At 65.3% G+C, this 22,008-nt stretch carries 27 protein-coding genes; 16 read left to right on the forward strand and 11 right to left on the reverse strand.

All coding sequences use genetic code 11. The features are described 5' to 3' along the window. Nucleotides 1-227: 227 nt before the first annotated feature. The 5 genes from OJJ21_RS13560 to OJJ21_RS13580 are packed head-to-tail and all read left to right on the forward strand — an operon-like array spanning nt 228 to nt 4,111. The gene (locus OJJ21_RS13560) at nt 228-563 is read left to right on the forward strand and encodes a hypothetical protein (protein ID WP_297687110.1); all 336 of its coding nucleotides are present in this window, start codon (nt 228-230) and stop codon (nt 561-563) included. Continuing rightward, entirely contained in the window at nt 560-1,972 is a 1,413-nt protein-coding gene (locus OJJ21_RS13565) for a TolC family protein (protein ID WP_297687111.1), read from the forward strand. The genes OJJ21_RS13560 and OJJ21_RS13565 overlap by 4 nt, the downstream gene beginning before the upstream one ends. 11 nt (nt 1,973-1,983) lie before the next feature. Continuing rightward, a complete protein-coding gene (locus tag OJJ21_RS13570; RefSeq protein WP_297687112.1) occupies nt 1,984-3,333 on the forward strand; it encodes a copper oxidase in 1,350 nt (449 codons plus the stop codon). 11 nt (nt 3,334-3,344) lie between these two features. Next, on the forward strand, nt 3,345-3,809 hold the full coding sequence (locus OJJ21_RS13575; protein WP_297687113.1) for a cupredoxin family protein: 465 nt from the start codon (nt 3,345-3,347) through the stop codon (nt 3,807-3,809). Between the two features lie 5 nt (nt 3,810-3,814). Next, entirely contained in the window at nt 3,815-4,111 is a 297-nt protein-coding gene (locus OJJ21_RS13580; RefSeq protein WP_297687114.1) for a copper-binding protein, read from the forward strand. Between the two features lie 57 nt (nt 4,112-4,168). Here OJJ21_RS13580 and OJJ21_RS13585 read toward each other — a convergent pair whose 3' ends face one another. Together OJJ21_RS13585 and OJJ21_RS13590 are read right to left on the reverse strand one after the other, a co-directional pair. Continuing rightward, nucleotides 4,169-5,119, reverse strand: coding sequence for an alpha/beta hydrolase (locus OJJ21_RS13585; protein ID WP_297687115.1), 951 nt, complete (start codon nt 5,117-5,119; stop codon nt 4,169-4,171). 32 nt (nt 5,120-5,151) lie between these two features. Then, complete coding sequence (locus tag OJJ21_RS13590) at nt 5,152-5,901, reverse strand: SDR family oxidoreductase (protein ID WP_297687116.1); 750 nt, start codon at nt 5,899-5,901, stop codon at nt 5,152-5,154. Nucleotides 5,902-6,004: 103 nt separating this feature from the next. On the opposite strand from OJJ21_RS13590, the gene OJJ21_RS13595 reads away from it, so the two are divergent. From OJJ21_RS13595 to OJJ21_RS13615, 5 genes are all read left to right on the forward strand, one after another. Then, a complete protein-coding gene (locus tag OJJ21_RS13595) occupies nt 6,005-6,871 on the forward strand; it encodes a LysR family transcriptional regulator (protein WP_297687117.1) in 867 nt (288 codons plus the stop codon). Nucleotides 6,872-7,084: 213 nt separating this feature from the next. Beyond that, nucleotides 7,085-7,831, forward strand: coding sequence for a pyrimidine utilization protein B (gene rutB / locus OJJ21_RS13600; RefSeq protein ID WP_297687118.1), 747 nt, complete (start codon nt 7,085-7,087; stop codon nt 7,829-7,831). 37 nt (nt 7,832-7,868) lie between these two features. Next, complete coding sequence (gene rutC, locus OJJ21_RS13605; RefSeq protein ID WP_297687119.1) at nt 7,869-8,261, forward strand: pyrimidine utilization protein C; 393 nt, start codon at nt 7,869-7,871, stop codon at nt 8,259-8,261. A 6-nt stretch (nt 8,262-8,267) separates the two neighbouring features. After that, nucleotides 8,268-9,044 (forward strand): pyrimidine utilization protein D, encoded by a 777-nt coding sequence (rutD, locus tag OJJ21_RS13610; protein ID WP_297687120.1) that lies wholly within the window; start codon nt 8,268-8,270, stop codon nt 9,042-9,044. Nucleotides 9,045-9,126: 82 nt separating this feature from the next. Further along, the gene (locus OJJ21_RS13615) at nt 9,127-9,459 is read left to right on the forward strand and encodes a hypothetical protein (protein ID WP_297687121.1); all 333 of its coding nucleotides are present in this window, start codon (nt 9,127-9,129) and stop codon (nt 9,457-9,459) included. A 65-nt stretch (nt 9,460-9,524) separates the two neighbouring features. On the opposite strand, the gene OJJ21_RS13620 is transcribed toward OJJ21_RS13615, so the two are convergent. From OJJ21_RS13620 to OJJ21_RS13645, 6 genes are all read right to left on the reverse strand, one after another. Continuing rightward, a complete protein-coding gene (locus OJJ21_RS13620) occupies nt 9,525-10,985 on the reverse strand; it encodes a hypothetical protein (RefSeq protein WP_297687122.1) in 1,461 nt (486 codons plus the stop codon). A 226-nt stretch (nt 10,986-11,211) separates the two neighbouring features. Continuing rightward, complete coding sequence (locus tag OJJ21_RS13625) at nt 11,212-11,634, reverse strand: YciI family protein (protein ID WP_297687123.1); 423 nt, start codon at nt 11,632-11,634, stop codon at nt 11,212-11,214. A 95-nt stretch (nt 11,635-11,729) separates the two neighbouring features. Beyond that, nucleotides 11,730-12,206, reverse strand: a complete 477-nt coding sequence (locus OJJ21_RS13630; protein ID WP_297687124.1) for an SRPBCC domain-containing protein — start codon at nt 12,204-12,206, stop codon at nt 11,730-11,732. Nucleotides 12,207-12,225: 19 nt separating this feature from the next. Next, nucleotides 12,226-12,765, reverse strand: coding sequence for an SRPBCC family protein (locus tag OJJ21_RS13635; RefSeq protein ID WP_297687125.1), 540 nt, complete (start codon nt 12,763-12,765; stop codon nt 12,226-12,228). 45 nt (nt 12,766-12,810) lie between these two features. Further along, nucleotides 12,811-13,227 (reverse strand): metalloregulator ArsR/SmtB family transcription factor, encoded by a 417-nt coding sequence (locus OJJ21_RS13640; protein ID WP_297687126.1) that lies wholly within the window; start codon nt 13,225-13,227, stop codon nt 12,811-12,813. Nucleotides 13,228-13,761: 534 nt separating this feature from the next. Next, the gene (locus tag OJJ21_RS13645) at nt 13,762-14,388 is read right to left on the reverse strand and encodes a glutathione S-transferase family protein (RefSeq protein WP_297687127.1); all 627 of its coding nucleotides are present in this window, start codon (nt 14,386-14,388) and stop codon (nt 13,762-13,764) included. A gap of 60 nt (nt 14,389-14,448) precedes the next feature. Here OJJ21_RS13645 and OJJ21_RS13650 point away from each other — a divergent pair, with 60 nt between their 5' ends. The 3 genes from OJJ21_RS13650 to queG are packed head-to-tail and all read left to right on the forward strand — an operon-like array spanning nt 14,449 to nt 16,542. Next, nucleotides 14,449-15,117 (forward strand): glutathione S-transferase family protein, encoded by a 669-nt coding sequence (locus OJJ21_RS13650; RefSeq protein WP_297687128.1) that lies wholly within the window; start codon nt 14,449-14,451, stop codon nt 15,115-15,117. A 32-nt stretch (nt 15,118-15,149) separates the two neighbouring features. Beyond that, nucleotides 15,150-15,500: a RidA family protein gene (locus OJJ21_RS13655; RefSeq protein WP_297687129.1), complete on the forward strand. Its 351-nt coding sequence runs from the start codon at nt 15,150-15,152 to the stop codon at nt 15,498-15,500. Beyond that, a complete protein-coding gene (gene queG / locus OJJ21_RS13660) occupies nt 15,484-16,542 on the forward strand; it encodes a tRNA epoxyqueuosine(34) reductase QueG (RefSeq protein ID WP_297687130.1) in 1,059 nt (352 codons plus the stop codon). The genes OJJ21_RS13655 and queG overlap by 17 nt, the downstream gene beginning before the upstream one ends. Here queG and OJJ21_RS13665 read toward each other — a convergent pair. Further along, entirely contained in the window at nt 16,529-17,293 is a 765-nt protein-coding gene (locus tag OJJ21_RS13665; protein WP_297687131.1) for a tetratricopeptide repeat protein, read from the reverse strand. The genes queG and OJJ21_RS13665 overlap by 14 nt on opposite strands. 81 nt (nt 17,294-17,374) lie before the next feature. Between OJJ21_RS13665 and OJJ21_RS13670 the strand changes: the two genes are divergently transcribed. Further along, the gene (locus OJJ21_RS13670) at nt 17,375-17,785 is read left to right on the forward strand and encodes a RidA family protein (RefSeq protein ID WP_297687132.1); all 411 of its coding nucleotides are present in this window, start codon (nt 17,375-17,377) and stop codon (nt 17,783-17,785) included. Next, the gene (locus OJJ21_RS13675) at nt 17,782-18,654 is read left to right on the forward strand and encodes an SDR family oxidoreductase (RefSeq protein WP_297687133.1); all 873 of its coding nucleotides are present in this window, start codon (nt 17,782-17,784) and stop codon (nt 18,652-18,654) included. The genes OJJ21_RS13670 and OJJ21_RS13675 overlap by 4 nt, the downstream gene beginning before the upstream one ends. Here the strand turns inward: OJJ21_RS13675 and OJJ21_RS13680 are convergent. Continuing rightward, a complete protein-coding gene (locus OJJ21_RS13680) occupies nt 18,644-19,417 on the reverse strand; it encodes an alpha/beta hydrolase (protein ID WP_297687134.1) in 774 nt (257 codons plus the stop codon). The two genes, OJJ21_RS13675 and OJJ21_RS13680, sit on opposite strands and share 11 nt — an antisense overlap. Before the next feature lie 5 nt (nt 19,418-19,422). Continuing rightward, nucleotides 19,423-20,628, reverse strand: a complete 1,206-nt coding sequence (locus OJJ21_RS13685) for a DUF2927 domain-containing protein (protein WP_297687135.1) — start codon at nt 20,626-20,628, stop codon at nt 19,423-19,425. A gap of 214 nt (nt 20,629-20,842) precedes the next feature. On the opposite strand from OJJ21_RS13685, the gene OJJ21_RS13690 reads away from it, so the two are divergent. Next, nucleotides 20,843-21,979, forward strand: a complete 1,137-nt coding sequence (locus OJJ21_RS13690; protein WP_297687165.1) for a glycosyltransferase family 4 protein — start codon at nt 20,843-20,845, stop codon at nt 21,977-21,979. Nucleotides 21,980-22,008 lie beyond the last annotated feature (29 nt).

The raw sequence follows: 22,008 nt of genomic DNA on the forward strand, positions 1-22,008 counted from the left end.
GTGCAAAAGCTGTTCGCTGGCCAGCGTCGTGCTGCCGGCCGCACCGTCGGTGATCGCTGATGGCGCCTATCACGACTATCAGCCGGCCCGTGTCCTTGTGCCGGCCGGCATCACACCCGCCCAGCCGAACGAACCCCCCCGCCTCTGACGTGCAACTCCCCTGCGGCTGCTGACACAACCGTCAGTCGTCGCACCGTCGTATTGCACAACGTGGCGAGGATGGTTCCATGGTTTCGAGCTTTCACAGAGCAGCGATAGCGCTGCTGATCGCGGCCCTGCCGCTGACGGCGCGGGCGGTTGACCCGGCCGATCCCGCGGTTTCGGTGCCGCAGCCGGAGTATCGCTCGGCCTTTTCCGGTTACCGCAAGGCTGGTTTCGACGAAAAGCGCGACTGGCGCGAGGCTAACGACACCGTGCGCGCGCTCGGCGGCCATGCCGGTGCCCTGAAAGACGGCCCGGCCGCAGAGGCTGCGCCGGCCGCGCCGTCGATGCCCGGTCCAATGATGCCCGGCCCGATGATGCATGGCCCGCATGGCCACGGTCCCGGAGGGCAGCGGCAATGATCCGTCTCAAGCAGAGCGCGGCGCTGCTCGCGCTGGCCGCCGTCACCGCCGCCTGTGCCGGACCGGTGGCCGAGCGCGCCTTCAACGATGTGGCCACCACCGCCGAGCAGCGCATCGGCCAGCGGCCGGCCTGGATCAAGAGCGAGGAGGACGAACGCGCGGTGCGCGACACGCTCGATCGCCTGCTGGCCCGGCCGCTCAGCGCCGACGATGCCGTGCAGATGGCGCTGCTCAACAACCGGCGCCTGCAGGGCAGCTTTGCCGACCTCGGGATCGGCGCTGCCGATCTGACCTCATCCTGGCGGCCGGGCAATCCGGGTCTCAGCTATGCCCGGCTGCGCCGCGGCGACGAAACCGAAATCGAACGCGGCATCAGCATCGATGCCTTCAGCCTGCTGCTGCTGCCGTTTGCCGCCGGCATCGAGGAGCGTCGCTTCGAAGCGACCAAGCTGCGTATCGCGACGGACATCCTGCAGCTCGCCGCACAGACGCGCAAAGCCTGGTACGAGGCGGTGGCGGCCGAACAGACGGCAGTCTATGTCGGCCAGATTCGCGATGCGGCCGACTCCCAGGCCGAGCTGGCGCGGCGCATGAAGCAGGTCGGCAATGCCAGCACGCTCAAGTTTCTGCGCGAACAGATTTTCTATGCCGATGCCACGGCGCGGCTGGCGAAAAGCCGGGTCATGGCGGTGGCGGCGCGCGAGCGCCTCACCCGGCTGATGGGCCTGTGGGGCAAAGACACGGCGTTCCGGCTGCCCGATCGTCTGCCCGAGATACCGCCGGCGCCGCGCAGCGTCGAGAATATCGAGGCGCAGGCGATTGCCGGGCGGCTGGATGTGCAGATGGCACAAGCCGATCTCGTTGCCACCCGCAGGGCCTATGGCCTGACCAATGCCACGCGGTTCATCAACGTGCTGGAGGTGGGATACCGCCGCAACAGCGAAACCGGCAGGCCGGACCAGAGAGGCTACGAGATTTCGCTGGAGGTGCCGCTGTTCGATTTCGGCGACGCCAAGGCGACGCGCGCCGAGCACAGCTACCTGCAGGCGGTCAACGCCCTGGCCGATACCGCCGTGCAGGCGCGCTCGGCGGCGCGCGAAAGCTATCTGGCCTACCGTGCCGCCTACGACCTGTCGCGGCATTACCAGGTCGAGATCATCCCGCTACGCCAGAAGGCCAGCGAGGAGATGGTGCTGCGCTACAACGGCATGCTGATCAGCACGTTTGAGCTGCTGGCCGATGCGCGCGAGCAGATCGCCGATGTCTCGGCCGCGCTGGAAGCCCAGCGCGATTTCTGGCTCGCCGATACCGATCTCAGCTTCGTCACCATCGCGCCGGTCGACAGCGGCGGCACGTCAGGCAGCAGCAACGGCCTGCTGCCCCGCCGTTCGTCTTTGGCCGCGCATTAAGGAGAGCAGCCATGTTTACCAGACGCAACCTGATTGCCGCCGCATCCGGCGTTGCCGCCGCCACCGTCGCCCGTTCCGCGCTCGCAGCCCTGCCCGAACCGGCCACCTCGCCCGGTCCGAAGATGGTGCCGCCGCCGCTGCCCGGCAGCGGCCGGCCGTTCCATCCGGTGGTGACGCTGAACGGCTGGTCGGCGCCCTGGCGCATCAACGGGCAATGGAAGGAATTCCATCTGGTGGCCGAACCGGTGGTGCGCGAAATCGCGCCCGGGATGAAGGCCAATCTCTGGGGCTATAACGGCAGCAGCCCGGGCCCCACCATCGAGGCGGTGGAAGGCGACTTCGTGCGCCTCTTCGTCACCAACCGGCTGCCCGAACACACCACCATTCACTGGCACGGCATGCTGCTGCCCAGCGGCATGGACGGCGTCGGCGGCCTGACCCAGCCACAGATCAGGCCGGGCGAAACCTATGTCTACGAATTCCAGCTGCGCAAATCCGGCACCTTCATGTATCACCCGCATGCCGACGAGATGGTGCAGATGGCGATGGGCATGATGGGTCTGTTCATCGTGCATCCGCGCGATCCGGAGCAGTATCGCGTCGATCGTGATTTCGCCTTCCTGATCAACGCCTATGACATCGACCCGGGCGCGGCGACACCGAAAGTGGCCGAGATGCTGAACTTTAATCTGTGGACCTGGAACAGCCGGGCCTTTCCCGGCATCGATACCCTGCCGGTGCGGCTCGGCGACCGCGTGCGCATCCGTTTCGGCAACCTGACCATGACCAACCACCCGATCCATCTGCATGGCCACGACTTCGCCGTCACCTGCACCGATGGCGGCTGGGTGCCGCCCTCGGCGCGCTGGCCGGAAGTCACCATCGATGCGCCGGTCGGCGCCATGCGGGCCTTCGAATTCGATGCCAATGCACCGGGCGACTGGGCGTTTCACTGTCACAAGTCGCATCACACGATGAATGCCATGGGCCATGACGTGCCGACCATGATCGGCGTCGACCATCGCGGCGTCACGCCGCGGCTGGTCTCGCTGATCCCCGATTACATGACCATGGGCGAACGCGGCATGGCCGATATGGGCGAGATGGAAATGCCGCTGCCCGACAACACGCTGCCGATGATGACCGGCCAGGGCCCGTTCGGCCCTATCGAAATGGGCGGCATGTTCACCGTGGTGAAGGTGCGCGAAGGCCTGGCGCGCGGCGATTACCGCGATCCCGGCTGGTACAGGCATCCGCCCGGTACCGTGGCCTATCGGGTCGACACGGCGGCGGCTACGCCGTCACCGGCGGTCAAGCCGGCGGCCAAGACTCCCCCGATCTCATCCGAACACAAGCATTGAGGAACAGAGCGATGGCTTCCGTATTTCTGAACACAGCCCTTGCCGTCGCCGCGATTGCCGGCCTGCCGCTGGCCGCACTCGCGCATGGTCCGGAACAGCATTCGCCGATCGGCGAACCCGGCACTGCAACGGCCGTATCGCGCACCGTCGCCATCACCATGAACGACCAGATGCGGTTCGTGCCGTCCAACATTGCGGTGAAGCGCGGCGAAACCGTGCGCTTCGTGGTGAAGAACGCCGGCGGGGTGCCGCACGAATTCATGCTGGGCGAGATCAAGGCGCTGAAGGAACATGCCGAGGTGATGCGCCAGCATCCGACCATGGAACATGACGAACCCAATGCGATTACGGTACAGCCCGCCGGGACCGGCGAGCTGATCTGGCGCTTCACCACCGCCGGCCGGGTCGATTTCGCCTGCCTGGTCCCCGGTCATTTCGAACAGGGCATGAAGGGCGGCATCCAGGTCGGGAGGTAGCAACGATGATCAGGACGACGATGGCGGCCGGTCTGTTGATCATGCTGGGTGCGGTCGGCGCGCTGGCGCAGACCGGCAGCACCGAAGGCGAAATCCGCAGGGTCGACAGGGAAACCGGCAAGATCACCCTGCGTCATGGCCCGATTGCCGGCGACCTGGAGATGCCGGCCATGAGCATGGTGTTCCAGGTCAAGGACCCGGCGCTGCTCGACAAATTGCAGCCCGGCGACCGCGTGACGGCCACGATCCTCAAGGAAAACGGCGTCTTCTATCTCCAGTCGGCGGAGAAGCAACAGCGCTGAAAAAGAAAAACGGGATGGCAGTTATCCTGCCATCCCGTTTCATGTAGCTGCGGCTGATTACCGGTCGAGGAAGCCGCGCACCAGCGCCACCGTCGCCTTCGGATTCTCTTCCATGATCCAGTGGCCCGACTCCGGCACCACGCCTTCAGTGACATTGTCGGCGGCGGCGCGCATCACCACGGCCATGGTCAGGCCGAAGCTCTTTTCGCCACCCAGCGCCAGCACCGGCATTTTCAGCTTGCCGCCGGCCGCCAGCATCGCCTTGTTGTCGATCGCATCCTGGTCGAAGGCGGCGAACTGCGCGAAGCCGGAATGCATCGCGCCGGGCATGGCATAAAGCTTTGCATAATGCCGGCGCGAGCTTTCACTGAAGCGCTTTGGGTTGGCCGAGAATTCATTCCAGAAGCGATCGAGATAGATGCGCTCGCGGCCCTTCACCAGACGTTCCATGTCCGGCCCGCCGAAGCGGAAATGCCACAGCAGGGGATGCTTGAGGATTTCGTCCCACGGACCGATGCCCGGCACCGGCGCATCGATCAGCACGAATTTCCTCACGCGGTCGGGGTACTGCGCGGCGAAGGCATAGCCCACCATGTTGCCGATATCATGCGTGATCAGATCGGCATTGGTGATCTTGAGTGTATCCAGCACGCCGGCCACGTCATGGGCCTGGGTCTTCTTGTCGAAGCCGGTCCGGGGCTTGGCCGAGAGGCCGAGGCCGCGCAGGTCGGGCACCACCACGGTGTGATCACGCGCCAGCTCAACGGCCAGCGGCACCCACATGTCGCCGGTCTCGCCATAGCCGTGCAGCAGCACGGCCGCCGGGCCCTTGCCGCCGACACGCACATGGATCGTCGTGCCGTTGGTGGCGATGGACTGGGTCTTGAAGCTTTTTGGATAGGTGACGGCCTGATCCGATGCAGCAAGCGCCGGCATGGCGATGGTGCTGATGGCGGAAAGTGCCAGCGCACCGGTCAGCAGGCTGCGACGCGGAAGAGAGGGGATCATGATCTGGAATCCTTCTGTATGAGAGATCGGGCTCAGAGGTTGCTCATGCCGCCATCGATGATGAGCTCGCTGCCTACCGTGAAGGCGGATTCATCGGAGGCGAGAAAGACCACCGCCTTGGCGATCTCGGACGGCTGGCCGAAGCGCTTGGCGGGAATCTGGTCCATGATGCCGCTGGCCATCGCCTTCAGATCGGCTTCCGACAGGCCCAGCTTGCCATAGAGCGGCGTCGAGATGGGGCCGGGGCTGACGGCATTCACGCGGATGCCGCGGCCGATCAGTTCACCCGACAGCGTGCGCGCCAGCGAGATCAGGCCCGCTTTGCTGGCGGCATAGACGCTGGAATTCGGCATGCCGATGCGCGCATTGATCGAGGTGTTGAGCACCACCGAGGCCGGATTGCTGAAGACCGGCAGCAGGGCCTGCACCAGGAAGAACGGGCCTTTCAGGTTGACGGCTACCGAGCGGTCGAAACCCGCCTCGTCCCAGGCCTCCACCGGGCGGAAGTCGGCCACGCCGGCATTGACGAACAGGATGTCGAGCTTGCCGAAGGCCTGCTGCACCTGGCGGGCGATGTCCTGCTGGCCGGCGATATTGCCGGCATCGGCCTGCAGGATCAGCACCCCGGGGCCGAGGGCGGCGCGGGCGGCTTCGATGGTGGCCGGGTTGGTGCCGGTGACGGCGACGCGGGCGCCCTCGGCGACGAACTGGCGGGCGGTCTCCAGGCCGATGCCGCTGGTGCCACCGGTGATAAGCGCAGTCTTGTTGGTCAGGCGGGTCATGATGGGTTCCTTCGGGGGTGTGTTTGGCCTGGTCCGAAGGTGATCCAGTCTGTGAAGAATGGAAATTATTGATATTGAATATTATCCATGCATTTATGCATGGATGAGCGGGCCGGCACTGGAATGGAGCGATCTGCGGGTTTTCCTGGCGATTGCCCGCGAGGGCACGCTGGGGGCGGCGGCGCGCAAGATCGGCCAGACCCAGCCCACCATGGGGCGTCGCCTGCGCGCGCTGGAAGCCGCGCTCGGCCATGTGCTGTTCCAGCGCACCGCCGCCGGCTTCGTGCTGACCGATGAAGGCGGCACGCTGCTCAGGCATGCCGAACGCATCGAGGCGGAAACACTCGCCGCGCAGCGCCAGCTGGCCGCCGGTGTGCACGACATCGATGGCCTGCTGCGCATCTCCACGCTGGATTGGTTTGCCATCTACATGCTGGCACCGGTGCTGTCGGCATTCGGCCTGCAGTATCCGAAGGCGGGCGTGGAACTGCTGACCGATGCGCGGCTCTACAGCCTGCCGCGCCGCGAAGCCGACATGGTGATTCGCATGCGGCCGTTCGACGAGCCCGAAGTGATCGGCCGGCGTCTGGTCACGGTGCCTTATGCACTCTATGCGCCGATCGGCAGCCCGGTGCCGGTCTTCGGCGACGGTGCGGGCCTGCGGGTCGTCACCATGCACGAAGCCTATGCCGGCCGTCCCGATGTGCTGTGGCTGCAGCGCGCGCTGCCCCATGCGACAGCTGGCTTCAGCAGCAACAATCTCGCCGTGCAGGCCCAGATGTGCGCCTGGGGCGCGGGCTATACCGTGCTGCCGCGGCCGGTCGGCGATGCCACGCCGGGCATTGCCGCAATTGATCTGGGTGAACCTTTGCCGGGCCGTGAGCAATATATCGGCTATCACCGCGACCTGCGCCGGCTGCCGCGTCTGCGGGCGCTGATGGACATGATCGTCGAGCGGCTGGCGGACTGAAGATATTACAGCGGCAGGACATTGCTTGCCGCGCGGGCAGATCGCCGCCCGCTTTTCAGTCCCGAGGATGGATTTTCGGCAGGTGTGGCCGAACAACAGCCGCATTTCTGCGATTTCGGGCCGAGGGCCAGCCGGGCTGCCTCTGGCATGCATCCTGCTAAGACTCCGGCATCCTGCCACCCGTAGGCAGGCCCGCTCCGGAGTCCGCGTATCATGTCTGAGTCAGCTTCCGTCGCCGCCGGCTACGTGCCTGCCACGTCATCCGGACAGGCCGTCACCCTGCCGGCGCGGCCCGAGCCGCTGCGGATCAAGCCGGGTGAAACGGCGCTGATCATTGTCGACATGCAGAATGCCTATGCCTCGCCCGGCGGCTATCTCGATCGCGCCGGTTTCGATATCGCCGGCACCGGCGCGGTGATCGAACAGATCGCCCGCACGGCGGCGGCGGCGCGCGCCGCCGGCATTCCGGTGATCTATTTCCAGAATGGCTGGGACAGGAATTACATCGAGGCTGGCGGCCCCGGCTCGCCGAACTGGCACAAATCGAATGCGCTGAAAACCATGCGGCGCCAGCCGGAACTGGCCGGGCAGCTGCTGGCGAAGGGCGGCTGGGATTATGCGCTGGTCGATGCCCTGGCGCCGCAGCCCGGCGACCTGGTGGTGCCGAAGCCGCGCTACAGCGGATTCTTCAACACCAATATCGACAGCCTGCTGCGCGCACGCGGCATCCGCACGCTGGTCTTCACCGGCATCGCCACCAATGTCTGCGTTGAATCCTCGCTGCGCGACGCCTTCCATCTGGAATATTTCGGCGTCGTGCTGGCCGATGCCACCCATGCGGCCGGCCCCGACTTCATACAGGCCGCGTCGCTCTACAATATCGAGACCTTCTTCGGCTGGGTGTCCACGGTGGCCGATTTCTGCGGCACCGTGGCGCAGAGCCCGCCGGCGCAATCCTGACGCCGCTTTCCCGCGCAAACATTTCCGGAGTTGCTTCATGCCGATGATGGCCATCATTCCGCCCGGTTCGGGCAAACCGCTCGCGCCCTACTCGCCCGGTGCACTGGCCGATGGCGTGCTCTATGTTTCCGGCACCCTGCCGTTCGACAAGGACAACACTGTCCTGCATGTCGGCGATGCCGCGGCGCAGACCCGCCTGGTGCTGGACACGATCAGAACGGTGGTGGAAGCCGCCGGCGGCAGCATGGCCGACATCACCTTCAATTCCATCTTCATCACCGACTGGGCCAACTATGCGGCCGTCAACGCCGTCTATGCCGAGTATTTTCCCGGCGACAAGCCGGCGCGCTACTGCATCCAGTGCGGCCTGGTCAAACCCGATGCGCTGATCGAGATCGCCAGCATCGCCCATATCGGCAGCAAGGGCTGACGCGCCGTGCAGTATGATGTCCATGGCCGCAAGGATGCGGCGGCTGCCACCGTTCTGCTGTCGGCCGGTCTCGGCGGTCTCGGCAGTTTCTGGACGCCGCAGCTGGCCGCGCTGGCCGAACAGTTCCGCGTCGTGCTCTACGATCATCGCGGCACCGGCCGCAATGCAGGCCTGCTGCCGGAAGATCACGATATCGCCGCCATGGCCGATGATGTGGTGCAGATTCTCGACGATCTCGGTGTTGCCCGCGTCCATATGGTCGGCCACGCGCTCGGCGGCCTGATCGGCCTCGAACTGGCCTTGCGCGCGCCGGCGCGGCTCGACCGCCTGGTGCTGGTGAATGCCTGGGCCAGGGCGGCGGCGCATACGGCGCGCTGTTTCGCCCTGCGCCGCCAGCTGCTGCTGCATGTCGGCGTCGATGCCTATCTGGAAGCGCAGCCGATCTTCCTCTATCCCGCCGCATGGCTGGCGCAGCGCAATGCGCAGCTGGCAGAGGAGGCGGTGCGGGCGCGGCAGCATTTCCAGGGCAGTGCCAATCTGCTCCGGCGCATCGACGCGCTGCTGGCCTACGATATCAGCGACCGGCTCGACCAGATTGCGCATCCCACCCTGGTGGCGGCCTCGCGCGACGACATTCTGGTGCCCTGGACCGCCTCGCAGACGCTGGCGGCGGGGCTGCCGCAGGCGCGGTTCTGGCTCACCGCCGAGGGCGGCCATGCCTGCACCGTCGCCGATCCGGCGCCGTTCAACCGACGGCTGGTCGAATTCCTCACCGCTGCCTAGCGGCGGCAGAAGGGTCTCGCGGAACTTTTCCGCGGCAGCACGGTTGTCATCTGGTCATACACCGCATGCGGGGATGGCCATCATGAAAACCGATCTGTTGCTCTGCACCGGTCTGGCCATGGTTTTGCTGGCTTTGCCGTCGATTCTGCATGCCGGCGAGGATGGGTCGGGCGGTCGCGCGCCGCTGGCGCTGGGCCAGCCGATGGCAGATTGCGCGCCGCGCGAGCAGGCCGGCGCGAGTACCGAACCGGTCGACCTGCCGGGAAAGGAAGCTATCGCCGCCCCAAAATCGCCGGCCGCCGGCACCGGGCCGGCGCCGCACCGCCTTTCGACGGCAACGCTGCTGACTTTCGCGCTGATCGCTTCGCCCGGTACCGGCCTGCCGCAGACCGGCAGCAACGCGAACGGCCGCTGACCCGGCCCCCCGCCACTGCCGCTTGACCGCAGCCTTAATCTGCTGTGTGCGGCGACGCAACTTGGCTATGGTTTCGACGGTTCCTTCGATTTCGCTTTGGGGTTCTTGTCTTCGGGCTTCGGCACCCGGAAGAGGCCGGGCAGGCAGGACTGAAATTTAAAGGGCGACAGCTCCAGGGGGCGGCTTGCGATGGTCTGCCCGGCGGCATCCAGCAGCACGATGGCCGTTACCTTGGTCCTGCGTATTTGACGCGCCGACATCGGATTGCTGTCTTCCAGATCGATGTAGCTGAATGAAGCGTCGTCATATTTCAGCCCCTCGCTCTTGATCAGGGCCGAGCCTTTCGGCGGCAGAAGCGCCTCACTCCTTGTGTCATCGCCCAGGGTCGCAATCTGCGTCAGAAATCCGAATCGCTCCACGCTTCCTGTCGCAAGGGGAATTTTAAGCGTATCGACAGTGAGATGAACGTATATCCTCTGTTGCTTGCGCAGGAGCAGCGGCCGGTCGGATTCGTTCTGGGCAATGGCCATCACACGGCACTCGCCTGTGATTTTCATGATCGTATCATTGTCCAGACTGCCAAAAGGTCGCGGCTTGCCTGAAGCTGTAACAAACTTGTCCATGCCGTCAACAAAATCGACGGTGCTCAAAATGGTTTCATGTTCCTGCAGAAGCCTTGGCGTGACGATGCCGATACCGCTGCCGAGCACTGTGATGATGAAGGCTGTTGTGGTCGCGCGCGTGGCACTGCGCAGGGATGGGTTGGATATCGCCCCGGGCATCGCGTCGGGTGCTGCGCTGAGCCTGTATACGGACAGCGGCAGCCACAGGAACAGGCCGAAGAGTCCGGCGCCGGCGACACAGGCCATAACGAATGCCAGGATGTAGAGCAGCGGCGCGTCCAGCAGCGCATACAGGCTGAAGAATTCGATGCTCCAGGCATCGAGAAGTGTCTGAATTCTGAAGACGAGGCCGAATACTGCATTGAGGCTGGCTGTCAGGTTTGCACCGATGGCGATGGCGATGCTGACAAAAATGGTGGCGTAGATGATCATCGTGGCCAGAGAAACGATGACCAGGCCGTCATGTAGTGCGTCCATGCTCTTTTCAGTATCGAGATTAAGCCATGCCTCCAGCAATGCGGTTCCGACCACCGCGCCGATCAGCGACCCGATGACCACGGGATCGGTGATCACACCCTTGATCAGCTGTTGCGCGATCTTGGCGGTCCGTTCGGCGGCCTCGGCATCCCTGTCCGGTGTATCGAAGCTGATGTTGGTGACCTCCCATTCCAGCAGATACCCGCCCACCCACTGGTTCAGCGTGTAGATGAACAGCGTCAGGCCCAACAGGAAATACAGCCGCGTCTCGATGAAGCTCTCGCTCTTCGCCGGCGTGCGTTGCGCCTGGGCCATTGCGGGCCATGTGCGCGGCGCGCGGACCGGCACGGCGATGTAGAACAGGATGGCGCCAATGAAGCGCACGATGTCCTGGAACGTCTCGTCCAGCGCCTTCTTGATGTCCATCGGATCCCCCGTTACCCCGACGGGCGCCGCATCCGTTGGCGGTGCCCGGCCCGCGCCGATCCTATGGCAGGGCTTTGCCGGCGGCGACGGGAAGTTTTGTGCGACGGCAGGAATGCAGGAATCTACATAACATCGTAGGTAAGGCCATGAACGCAGACGCGCAAAAACGCAAACAGGCGCGGCTTGCGCCGCGCCTGCGTCTGCTGCGATGAGGCAGTTAGCAACTTCAGTTTCCGGTGAGCTTGTCGCGGATCCGGTCGTGCTGCTCGGCCAGCTCCGGCGTCACCGCCTCGCCGAAATCGGCCATTTCGAACAGCGGGCGGATTTCGAGTTCGCTCGGGCCCGGCATCGGATTGGGGCAGCGCCTGGCCCAGGCCACCGCCTCAGCCATGTCCTTGACCTGCCAGACCCAGAAGCCGGCGATCAGTTCCTTGGTCTCGGCAAACGGCCCGTCGATGACGGTGCGCTTCGGCCCGTCGAAGGCGATGCGTTTGCCCTTCGATGACGGATGCAGGCCATCGCCGGCCAGCATGATGCCGGCATTGACCAGCTCTTCGTTAAACTTGCCCATGGCTTCGAACAGCTCGGTCGTGGGCAGGATGCCCGCTTCGCTGTCCTTGGTCGCCTTCACGATCACCATTACACGCATTGTCTGTCTCCTCTGCTCCGCGGCCTGTGCCGCCTGTCCCTCAAGGACGCCGGTGCGGCGGTGGAACCGACAGCGCGGAAAAATAAAAAACGAAGCTAGGCCGCCACCAGTGCCTCCAGCTTGTCCAGGCTGGTGCTCCAGCCATGCTGCATGCCGCCATGGCGTGCCGCTTCCCATTCGGGCGCGAGCTGCACCAGGGTGGATTCCAGCCGCAGTTTCGTCCTGCCGTCGGGCGTCGCCTCGAAGGTGATGATGTGAAAGCCCTCGACCAGATAGCGGCCGGTATCGTCCTTGACCCAGGTGGTGCAGACGATCTTCGCGGGCGCGTCGATCACATGATAGGTGCCGCCCATCGGCTGCACATGGCCATCAGGCGCCCGCATATGCACCAGCCAGGCGCCGCCTGGCCGCGCATCCAGTTCGCAGACCGGCGCGGTATAGCCTTCCGGTCCCCACCACTGCGCCATCTGCTGCGGATCGATCCAGGCGCGGAAGACGCGCTCGCGCGGCGCGTTGAACACGCGGTTCAGCACCAGATCGGGGGCCTGGTCGGGTTTCGGCATCGTCGACATCGGCGGTCTCCTCTCGCGCTTACGGCTGCTCGGCCATGGCCTTCAGGTCGGCCAGGCCGGCTTCGAAATCGCCGCCGACCATGCGGTCGAAATTGAAGACCAGATGCACGATCTTGAACATCAGGGTCAGCGGGCCGGTCATCGCCCAGGTCACGGTGGTGCTGTCGCCCTGCGGCGCGAGCGTGAAATCGGCCCGGCTGGTGCTTTCGAAGGGTTTGAGGAAATCGAGCCGCACCGCCACTTTGGCATGCGGCACGCTCTCGACGATCTCCAGACTGCCGGCCCCGATATTTTTGTCGCCATCCCAGGCATAGCGCGCGCCCTTGCCGGCGGCTGGGCCGCTGTAGCGGCGCTGCATGTCCGGGTCCTTCTTCTCGAAGGGCGACCAGCCGCGCCAGGCCTGCAGGTCGTTGATCAGCAGGAAAATCTTTTCCGGCGGCGCCTGGATCGTGGTCGCGCGCTGCACGCGGAAGGTATCGGGTCGCGTGCTGGCATAGGCCAGCAGGCCGAGGATGGCGACAACGACGATGGCGGCGGCGATGGCAAGGATTTTCAGCATGACAGGGTCTTTCGAGGATGGTGAGGGCAGAAGAGAAGCGGGCGGTTAGACGACACGGTGTTTCCGGGTGTCAGAGTCCAGGTGGTCGGGTGTCCTTGTGCCGGCCGCCGGGCCCTGCGCCAGGTGCAGGCGGTCCAGATAGACGTGCAGGCTTTGCAGGGTTTCGTCCCAGAAGCGGCGGTAGTCCTCCAGCCAGACGGCCAGGGCGCGCAGCGCCGCCGGCTCCAGCCGGCAGTCGCGCCATTGCGCCCGCCGGTGCCGCGACACCAGCCCGGCGCGTTCCAGCACGGTCAGATGTTTCGATATGGCCGGCAGGCTGAGGCCGAGCGGTGCCGCCAGCTGCCCGACCGGCTGCGGGCCGCGGACCAGCGCGGCCAGGATGGCGCGCCGCGTCGGATCTGCCAGTGCCGCCAGCGTGGCACTGAGAGGATCGGGGGCGGCGGGGTGACGGGTCGCGGCCATCCTGTAATTACCCTATCAGTTAAATAACTGTTGGGTTAAATATAGGCAGGGCCGCTCGCGGTCAAGCCGTCATTGATGACTTGATTTCCGCTTGGCATCGGCAATGAAATGTACTATATATGTTCCTGTTTCAAAACTGCCGCTGCGGCTCGTTTTGCGCTGCTGGACGGGCATGACTTTCAGCGCCAATCCGGGCTGAAACGCGCTTTTGACCCTGGCTTATGGCCAGAATAGAGGGGCTTGCAGGCATGAAATCGGCTATAAATGCCGGATAAGGCCCGGAATCAGGGGCCGGAATCCGCATTTAAGCCTGTTTTTGTTGAAAATGACCTGATTCAGGCCCGAGTTCCCGGCAAAACCGGGTCAAAACCGCGTTTGCAGCAAAAGTGCATCGGCCTGTAAACCCTGCCTTACGGCGCCCGATGGAGCGTGTTCGACCTGACTCGGCACCCAATGGGTCTGACTCCGCATCGAATGGGCCCGAATGAACAGCGAATGGACCTGACTCGACCGCGAACGGACCCAATCGGACCCTCAGGTCATCGGCACCATGATGTGTTTCGCATACCCCGGTCGCTGGCTGAGCCGGTCATGCCAGGCGGCTAGATGCGGCAGGGCGGGCCGGGTGATCGGGAACAACAGCCAGCGCTGCAGCTGGCAGGCGGCCGGAATGTCGCCCATGGTCAGCCGGTCACCGGCCACAAAGGGCCGGGTGGCGAGGTGCGCATCGAGCCGGGCCCAGTAGTCGGCCGCCTGGTCTTCCGCCCGGGTCATGGCATTGAGGTCGGCCTTCACCGGATCGCGCACCAGGCCCCAGAACAGCACGCGCATCGGCTCGCCGAGCAGGCTGGAGGCCCAGTCCATCCAGCGGTCGGCCTGGCTGCGTGCGGCCGGGTCGGCCAGCCACAGGCCGGCGCCGGCGGCGTCATACCGGGCGGCGAGATAGCGCACCACGCTGTTGCTCTCCCAGTGGAGGCTGCCGTCGCTGTCCTGCAGCACCGGGATCAGGCCGTTCGGATTCATCGCACGGTAGGCGGCCGTTTCGGTGCCGCCGAATTTGCCGCCGACATCGATCCGCTCATAGGTCAGGCCCAGCTCGTCAGCCGCCCACAACACCTTCTGGACATTGACAGAACTGGCACGGCCCCAGATTTTCAGCATGGCGATTCGCTGCTCTCTCTCGCTTTTTCATTCGTCCGAATACGACTAGACTCCGCCGTCATGCGCAAGCTGTACCATCTCTGGCTCTCCCCCCAGTCCCGCAAGGTTCGCGTCCTGCTCAAGGAGAAGGGGCTCGAATTCGATCTCGAGGTCGAGAAGCTGTGGGAGCGCCGGCCGGAATTCCTCGCCATGGACCCGAGCGGCAACGGGCCGGTGCTGGTCGAGCATGACGGTCGCACCCTGGCCGACAGCCAGGCGATCTGCGAATACCTGGATGAAGTCTATCCCAACAAGATGCTGATCGGCTTCGATCCGCCGAGCCGCGCCGAAACCCGCCGGCTGGTCTCGTGGTGGGATCACAAATTCGGCCCGGAAGTGTCCGAGCCGCTGGTGTTCGAAAAGGTGATGAAGCGTTTCATGGGCATGGGCCATCCGGAATCGGCCGTGATCCGCATCGCGCACCAGAATATGAAAATCCACCTCGACTACATTGCCTGGCTCACCGAGCGCCGCAACTGGCTCGCCGGCGACGATTTCTCGCTCGCCGATATCGCCTGCGCCTCGCATATCAGCTGCCTGGATTATCTCGGCGACGTGCCCTGGGCCGATCACCCCGGCGCGCATGACTGGTATGCCCGCGTGAAGTCGCGGCCCAGCTTCCGCCCGCTGCTGGCCGACCATATTCCCGGCCTGCCGCCGCCGAAGCACTACGCCGATCTGGATTTCTAAAAACCAAAAACACCAACCCAGGAGACTATCTTATGAGCATCCGTCGCATCGATGTCGGCCCCCGCATGAGCCAGGCCGTGGTGCATGGCAACACCGTGTATCTCGCCGGCCAGGTCGCTGCCGATCCGAAAGCCGGTGTCACCGGCCAGACCGAGCAGATTCTGGCGCAGATCGACCGCCTGCTGAAGGAAGCCGGTACCGACAAGACCAGGATTCTGTCCACCAATATCTGGCTGGCCGACATGTCGACCTTCGCCGAGATGAACAAGGCCTGGGATGCCTGGGTGTCGAAGGGCAACACGCCGGCGCGCGCCACCGTGGAATCGAAGCTGGCGGCACCGGATTACAAGGTCGAGATCGCCTGCATTGCCGCGATCGGTTGAGAGCGCCGATCTGAAAGACCTGATCCGCCGGCGGGCGCTGGCAGAAGGATTCGATGCGGTCGGCTTCACAACAGTCGACCGCATCGGCCCCGAACTGGCCGCACGGCTGGATGAATTCATGGCGCTGCAGCGTCATGGCGAGATGCGCTGGCTGGAAGACAAGGCCGAACGGCGCCGCCATCCCAATGCACTGTGGCCTGAAGCGCGCGGCATCATCGCGCTGGGGCTGAATTACGGCCCCGAGCGCGATCCGCTCGATGTGCTGCTGGAAAAGGATCGCGCCGCGATCTCGGTTTATGCGCAGGGTCGCGACTATCATCTGGTGGTCAAGAAAAAACTGAAAAGCCTGGCCGGCTGGCTGCATCGCCACGCCGGCAACGAGGTGAAGGTGTTCGTCGACACCGCGCCGCTGATGGAAAAGCCGCTGTCAGCCGCCGCCGGCATCGGCTGGCAGGGCAAGCATACCAACCTGGTGTCGCGCGACTTCGGCTCCTGGCTGTTCCTCGGCCTGATCCTCACGACGGCAGACCTGGCACCGGACGATGCCGAAGTCGATCACTGCGGCAGTTGCAGCAATTGTCTCGATATCTGCCCGACCAAAGCGTTTCCGGCACCCTATCAGCTCGATGCGCGGCGCTGCATTTCCTATCTCACCATCGAATATGACGGCGTGATCGACGCGGAATTCGCCGCTGCCATGGGCAACCGCATCTATGGCTGCGACGATTGCCTGGCCGTCTGTCCGTGGAACAAGTTTGCGTCTGCCACGCGAGAAATGACATTGCAGAGTCGTCCGGCGCTGGATGCGCCGCTGCTGCTGGACCTGGCTGCACTGGACGATGCCGGATTCCGCGACCGCTTCGCGACGACCGCCGTGAAACGCATCGGCCGCGACCGTTTCGTGCGCAATGTCTGCATCGCCCTGGGCAACAGCGGCGATGCAGCCGCGCTGCCGATGCTGCAGCAGTTGTCGCAGGATACCGCCGCCGTGGTGCGGGCGCAGGCCGCGCAGGCGCTGAAGCGCCTGACTAGTCCTGTCTGACGTCCATCTGCTCGATATATTGCCCGGCGGAAATCGCCGCCGGTGTATCGGGAGCGATCAACCGCACCTGGATCAGATCGGCGCGCGCGCCGCGCTTGTCGCCCTTGTTGAGCCGCAGGATGCCGCGTTCCAGCAGGGCCTCGGGCAGGCGCGGTTCGATCGCCAGCGCGGTTTCGGCATCTTCTAGGGCGCCATTCATGTCGCCGGTCTGGCGCCGGGCGGCGGCGCGCAGCGCCAGCGCATCCGCGCGCGTCGGATCGGCGCGCAGCGCCACGTCGAGGTCGCGCCGCGCCGCGGCGTAATCGTTCAGCGCCGCCGCAGCCAGCGCGCGGTCGATCAGCAGGTCCGGCGTGTCGGGCGCCGCCTTCAGCGCGATATCCAGCAGCTTTCTGGCCCGGTCCGGCTGTTCGGCCAGCAGCCAGGCATTGGCGGCCTGGTCAAGGATTGCCACCGTCAGATGCGGCGCCTGCTTCTCGGCCAGCGGCAGCAGCTGTTCCAGCCGGTCGGCGGCATCGCCGTAATGCTTCAGTTCCACCAGCGCCAGCGCCGCGCAATGCTGCGCCGGCAGGCCGCCGCCGGTATTCTGCCACAGCTGGGCCTGGGCGAAGCCCTCTTCCGGATTCCTGCGCACCAGAGCCAGGCAATCCTGATAGGCCGCATCCTGCAGTACACTGGAGCCCTGGACCGGCTGCTGCGCCATCGCGCCAGAGGACAGCAGGAGTACGGCACTGGCGAACAGCGTCGGACGCATTATCTTGAAGGCAGGGATCATGGCGCGGCAGAGTGGCGAGGCGCTGTGGCAAAAGCAAGGCATGCGGCCCGAAGGAACGGAATGACCGATACCAGACGCCACGATCCGACTACGGTATGGACCGTCCCGGACGCGTTCCGCAGAATATACAGCCATGCTGTCGAAATCCCGGCCGACACCCGGCTGCTTCTGGTTTCGGGGCAGATCGGCATCGCGCCCGATGGCACGTTGCGGTCCGGCTTCGCGGACCAGTGCGCGCAGGCCATCGCCAATGTCGAGGCGCTGCTGGCGGAGGCAGGACTGCATGTCACCGATATCGTGAAAGCGACATACTACCTGACCCGCGCAACGGACCTGCCGCTTCTGACCGCATTGCGCGAGCAGCGCTGGAGCAGTTCGACCCCGCCGGCCGTGACCACGCTTGTGGTCGCGGCGCTGGCACGGCCAGAGCTTTTGGTGGAGATCGAAGTCATGGCGGCGGCCCAGCGATGACCGGCACGCTGTTCTGCTTCGGACTGGGTTTCAGCGCCAGGGTGCTGGCGGCGCGGCTGCATGCGCAGGGCTGGGGGGTGATCGGCACCAGCCGCAGCCTGGAGAAAGCCGCCGACCTGGCCGCGCAGGGCTATGACAGCCATGTGTTCGACGGCACCGCATCGCTCAGCGATTCTTCCGTGCTGGCACCGGCGACGCATATGCTGATCTCGGTGCCGGCCGATGACGAGGCCGATGCCGTATTGCGCTGGCATGGCGCGCATATTGCGAAACTGCCCAACCTGAAATGGCTCGGCTATCTCTCCACCACCGGCGTCTATGGCGACCGTAATGGCGACTGGGTCGACGAGACCACGCCGATCGCGCCCAACCAGGCGCGCAGCAAGCGTCGCGCCGAAGCCGAAGCGGCGTGGCTGAAACTGTGCCGCGATCACGCCGTGCCGGTGCATGTGTTCCGCCTGGCCGGCATTTACGGTCCCGGCCGCAACCAGCTGGAAGGCGTGAAGCGCGGCACGGCGCATCGCATCATCAAACCGGGCCAGGTGTTCTGCCGCATCCATGTCGAGGATATTGCCAGCGTGCTGGAAGCCTCGATGGCGCGGCCCGATGTGGGCGTGGTCTACAATGTCGCCGATGACGAACCGGCGCCGCCGCAGGATGTGGTGACCTATGCCGCGCAGCTGCTGAACCTGCCGGTGCCGCCGGAGATTCCTTTCGACCAGGCGCAGCTGTCGCCGATGGCGGCGAGCTTCTACGGCGACAACCGCCGGGTGCGCAACGACCGGATCAAGCGCGAGCTTGGCGTGACCCTGAAATATCCGACCTATCGCGAAGGGCTGAAGGCGCTGCTGCCGACGGTCAGCGGCTGAGGCTCAGCACTGTCTCGACCAGCAGGTCGAGGTCCTGCGGTCGCGACAGCCGGTGGTCGCCGTCGCGGAGCAGCGTCAGTCGCGTGTCGCCGCCCTGGAAGGCTGCGGCGGTCTTCACGGCGTGCATGTAAGGCACATCGGGATCTTCCATCCCCTGCAGGATGCGCACCGGCCGGTCATAGACGATGCCGGGCTTGAGGATCATGTGATCGCGACCCTCGGTGATCAGCTTCAGCGTATATTCATAGGGCTGGTCGGAATATTGCGACGGCTCGCGCAACACGCCGTCGCGCAGCAGCACGGCGCGCTGCTGCTCGGTCATGCCGGCCCACATCAGATCCTCGGTGAAATCCAGCGCGGGCGCGATCAGCACCAGCCCGGCGGTGCGGCCGGGCATGGCGAGCGCGGCCAGCGTGGCGAGCCAGCCGCCCATGCTGGAGCCCACGATGATCTGCGGGGCATTGCCGCAGACGTCGCGCAGGATCGCCAGGGTGTCTTCCTTCCAGCGGCCGATGGTGCCGTCGAGGAAATCGCCATCCGACTGGCCATGGCCGAAATAGTCGAAGCGCACGAAGCCCAGGTCCTGCTGCCGCGCCGCCGTTTCCAGCGCGATGGCCTTGGTGCCGGTCATGTCGGAGCGGAAGCCGCCGCAGAACAGGATACCGGGCCGGCTTGCCATGCCCTGGCCGGCGGCCTTGGCCGGGGTGGCGCGATAGGCGAGGCGGGTGCCGTCGGGACGGTTCAGGAACTGGGTTTCGTTCATCCGCCTTATCTAGCGGCTTCCGGCACCGGTTTCCATGCCGCCACACGGCGCATGGCCTCCTGCTGCTGCTCCGGCGGCAGGGTTTTTGCCAGAATCTGCCGGCTGCGCTCGGCCATGGCGACATTGCCGTGTGCCGCCAGGGTGAACCAGACCAGGGCGGCCGTCCGGTCCACCGGCACGCCGATGCCGTCGCGCAGCGCCACGGCGTAATTGTTCTGCGAGACGGCGTGGCCCAGTTCGGCATTGCGGCGATACAGCGCAGCCGAGCGGGCCGGATCGCGCGGCACGTAGCGGCCGCTGCCGAGCGCATGGGCCAGATCGAAACGCGCGATGACATCCCGGGTGGTGGCGGCGCGGTCGATCAGCGCCTGCACGCGCCCGGGATTCTTCGCCATGCCATACCCCTGCCACGCCGCCTCGGCGAGATACATCATCGCCCGCACATTGCCGTTTGCGGCGGCCTTCTCCAGATCGGCGATGGCATCACGCAGAACCGGGGCCGGATCGGTTTTCGGCGGCGCGCGCGGATTGAGCGCGCGACGGTTCGCCTCGATCAGCCCGTCGACCGTCACCAGCGCGGCCAGCCGCGACATCGCCGGCGTGATCCGCGCATCATACAGGCTGCGCAGCATCACCAGATCGGCTTCGGTGAGATCGGAAACATCGGTGCGATAGCTCAATACCGACTGCAGATGATGCGGATGGTTCAGCAGGCCGAAGCCATGCAGGATTTCATGGCGGACGCAACGCTCCAGATCGGGTGCCGCAAGATTGATCTGCAGGGATGCCCACTGCATATGGCCGAGGGTGTTGAAATTGTAAGTCAGGTAGCAGACCGCCTTGCGGTCGCCGAGATCGAAATTGGCGACATTGCGGAAGGCGATGGTGTAGTTGGCTTCGCTGGGCGCGCCGGCCGCGCGCACCGCGATGCCGGCCAGCGCGGCCTGCTGCTTCAGCGTGGCGATGGCAAGGGTGATGGCTTCAGGTCGCGCGCGCAGGCCTTCGATTTTGTAGACGATCGGCTTTTGCCATTTGATGATCATGCCGACCGGATCGTAGCTGCCGCCATAGGCGACATCGTCGCGGCTGGCCGACAGCGCGCTGGCATCGAAGCCGCGCAGGATATCCTCATGGGACGGCGTTCCGGACGGGGTCTGGACCAGCGCAGAGGCGGTGCCGATCCCGGCGCCCAGCCACAGGGCCGCGACCAATACGGTCGCCGATACGGCTCGCCGGATCGGGCTTTTTGCAGGCTGCCTCACCGTATTCTCTGCCTCCATGCCCTTCCGGCCTTGCCAGCCGCCCGGCTTTGCGCTACCCGGCAGGCGGCCTATACTGCCCCGCTCCCCGCCATTCAGCGCCCTGATGTCAGACACTCCGATTTCTACTGCAGACCTGCCCAGTTCGGGAAGACCGCCGGCCGTGATGCAGGTTCTGCCAGCCCTGGTGACCGGCGGTGTCGAACGCGGCACGGTGGATACCGCCAAGGCGCTGGCCAAGGCCGGATGGGTTTCCTATGTCGTCTCCGCCGGCGGCCCGATGGTGCGTGAGCTGGAGCGCGCCGGCGCCAGGCACATCACCCTGCCGATGGCCAGCAAGAATCCTTTCGTCATGCGGCGCAACACCGCGCGGCTGGAAGAACTGATCCGCAGCCTGCCGGTCGATCTGGTGCATGTGCGCTCGCGGGCGCCGGCCTGGTCGGTGCGGGCGGCGGCGCAGCGCTGCGGCGTGCCGCTGGTCACCACTTTCCACAATGCCTACAAGTCGCACAGCTGGTTCAAGAAGCTGTGGGCCAGCCCGATGGCCAAGGGCGATATCGTGGTGGCGATTTCCGATTTCGTCGCCGATTACGCCAACAAGGCCTTCGGCGTGGCCCGCGCCCGCCTGGTCACCATCCCGCGCGGCACCGATCTGGCCAAATTCGATCCGACCCGCATCTATCCAGAGCGCATGTCGAACCTGCAGCAGCAGTGGCGCCTGACCGACGGTCGCCCGGTGATCCTGCTGCCGGGCCGGCTGACGCGCTGGAAGGGCCATACCGTGCTGCTGCGCGCCTTGAAGATCCTCGCCGACCGCCATGGCGAGCAGGATTTCACTGCCGTGCTGCTCGGCTCCACCCAGGGTCGCGAAGGCTATCGCGCCGATCTGGAAAGCCTGATCGTGCAGCTCGGGCTGGACCGCAGCGTGCGCATGCCCGGCGACGGCAAGGACATGCCGGCCGCCTATATGCTGGCCGATGTCGTGGTTTCAGCCTCCACTTTCCCCGAAGGTTTCGGCCGCGTCGCCGTCGAGGCGCAGGCGATGGGCAAGCCGGTGATCGCCAGCGATCATGGCGGTTCGCGCGAAACCGTGCTGCCGGGCGAAACCGGCTGGCTGGTGCCGCCGGGCGATGCCGAGGCGCTGGCGGATGCGCTGGACACGGCGCTGAAACTGACGCCCGGGCGCCGCATGCAGATCGCCGAACGGGCGCGCCGCCATGTGATGGAGCATTTCACCGTGGATGCGATGTGCGAGGCCTATATCAAGGTCTATACGCGTCTGCTGTTTCCCGATCACAGCTGAAAAGCAAATGGCCGGGAAGAATCCCGGCC

The sequence above is a fragment of the Ferrovibrio sp. genome (genome assembly GCF_025869515.1).
Lineage (GTDB): Bacteria > Pseudomonadota > Alphaproteobacteria > Ferrovibrionales > Ferrovibrionaceae > Ferrovibrio.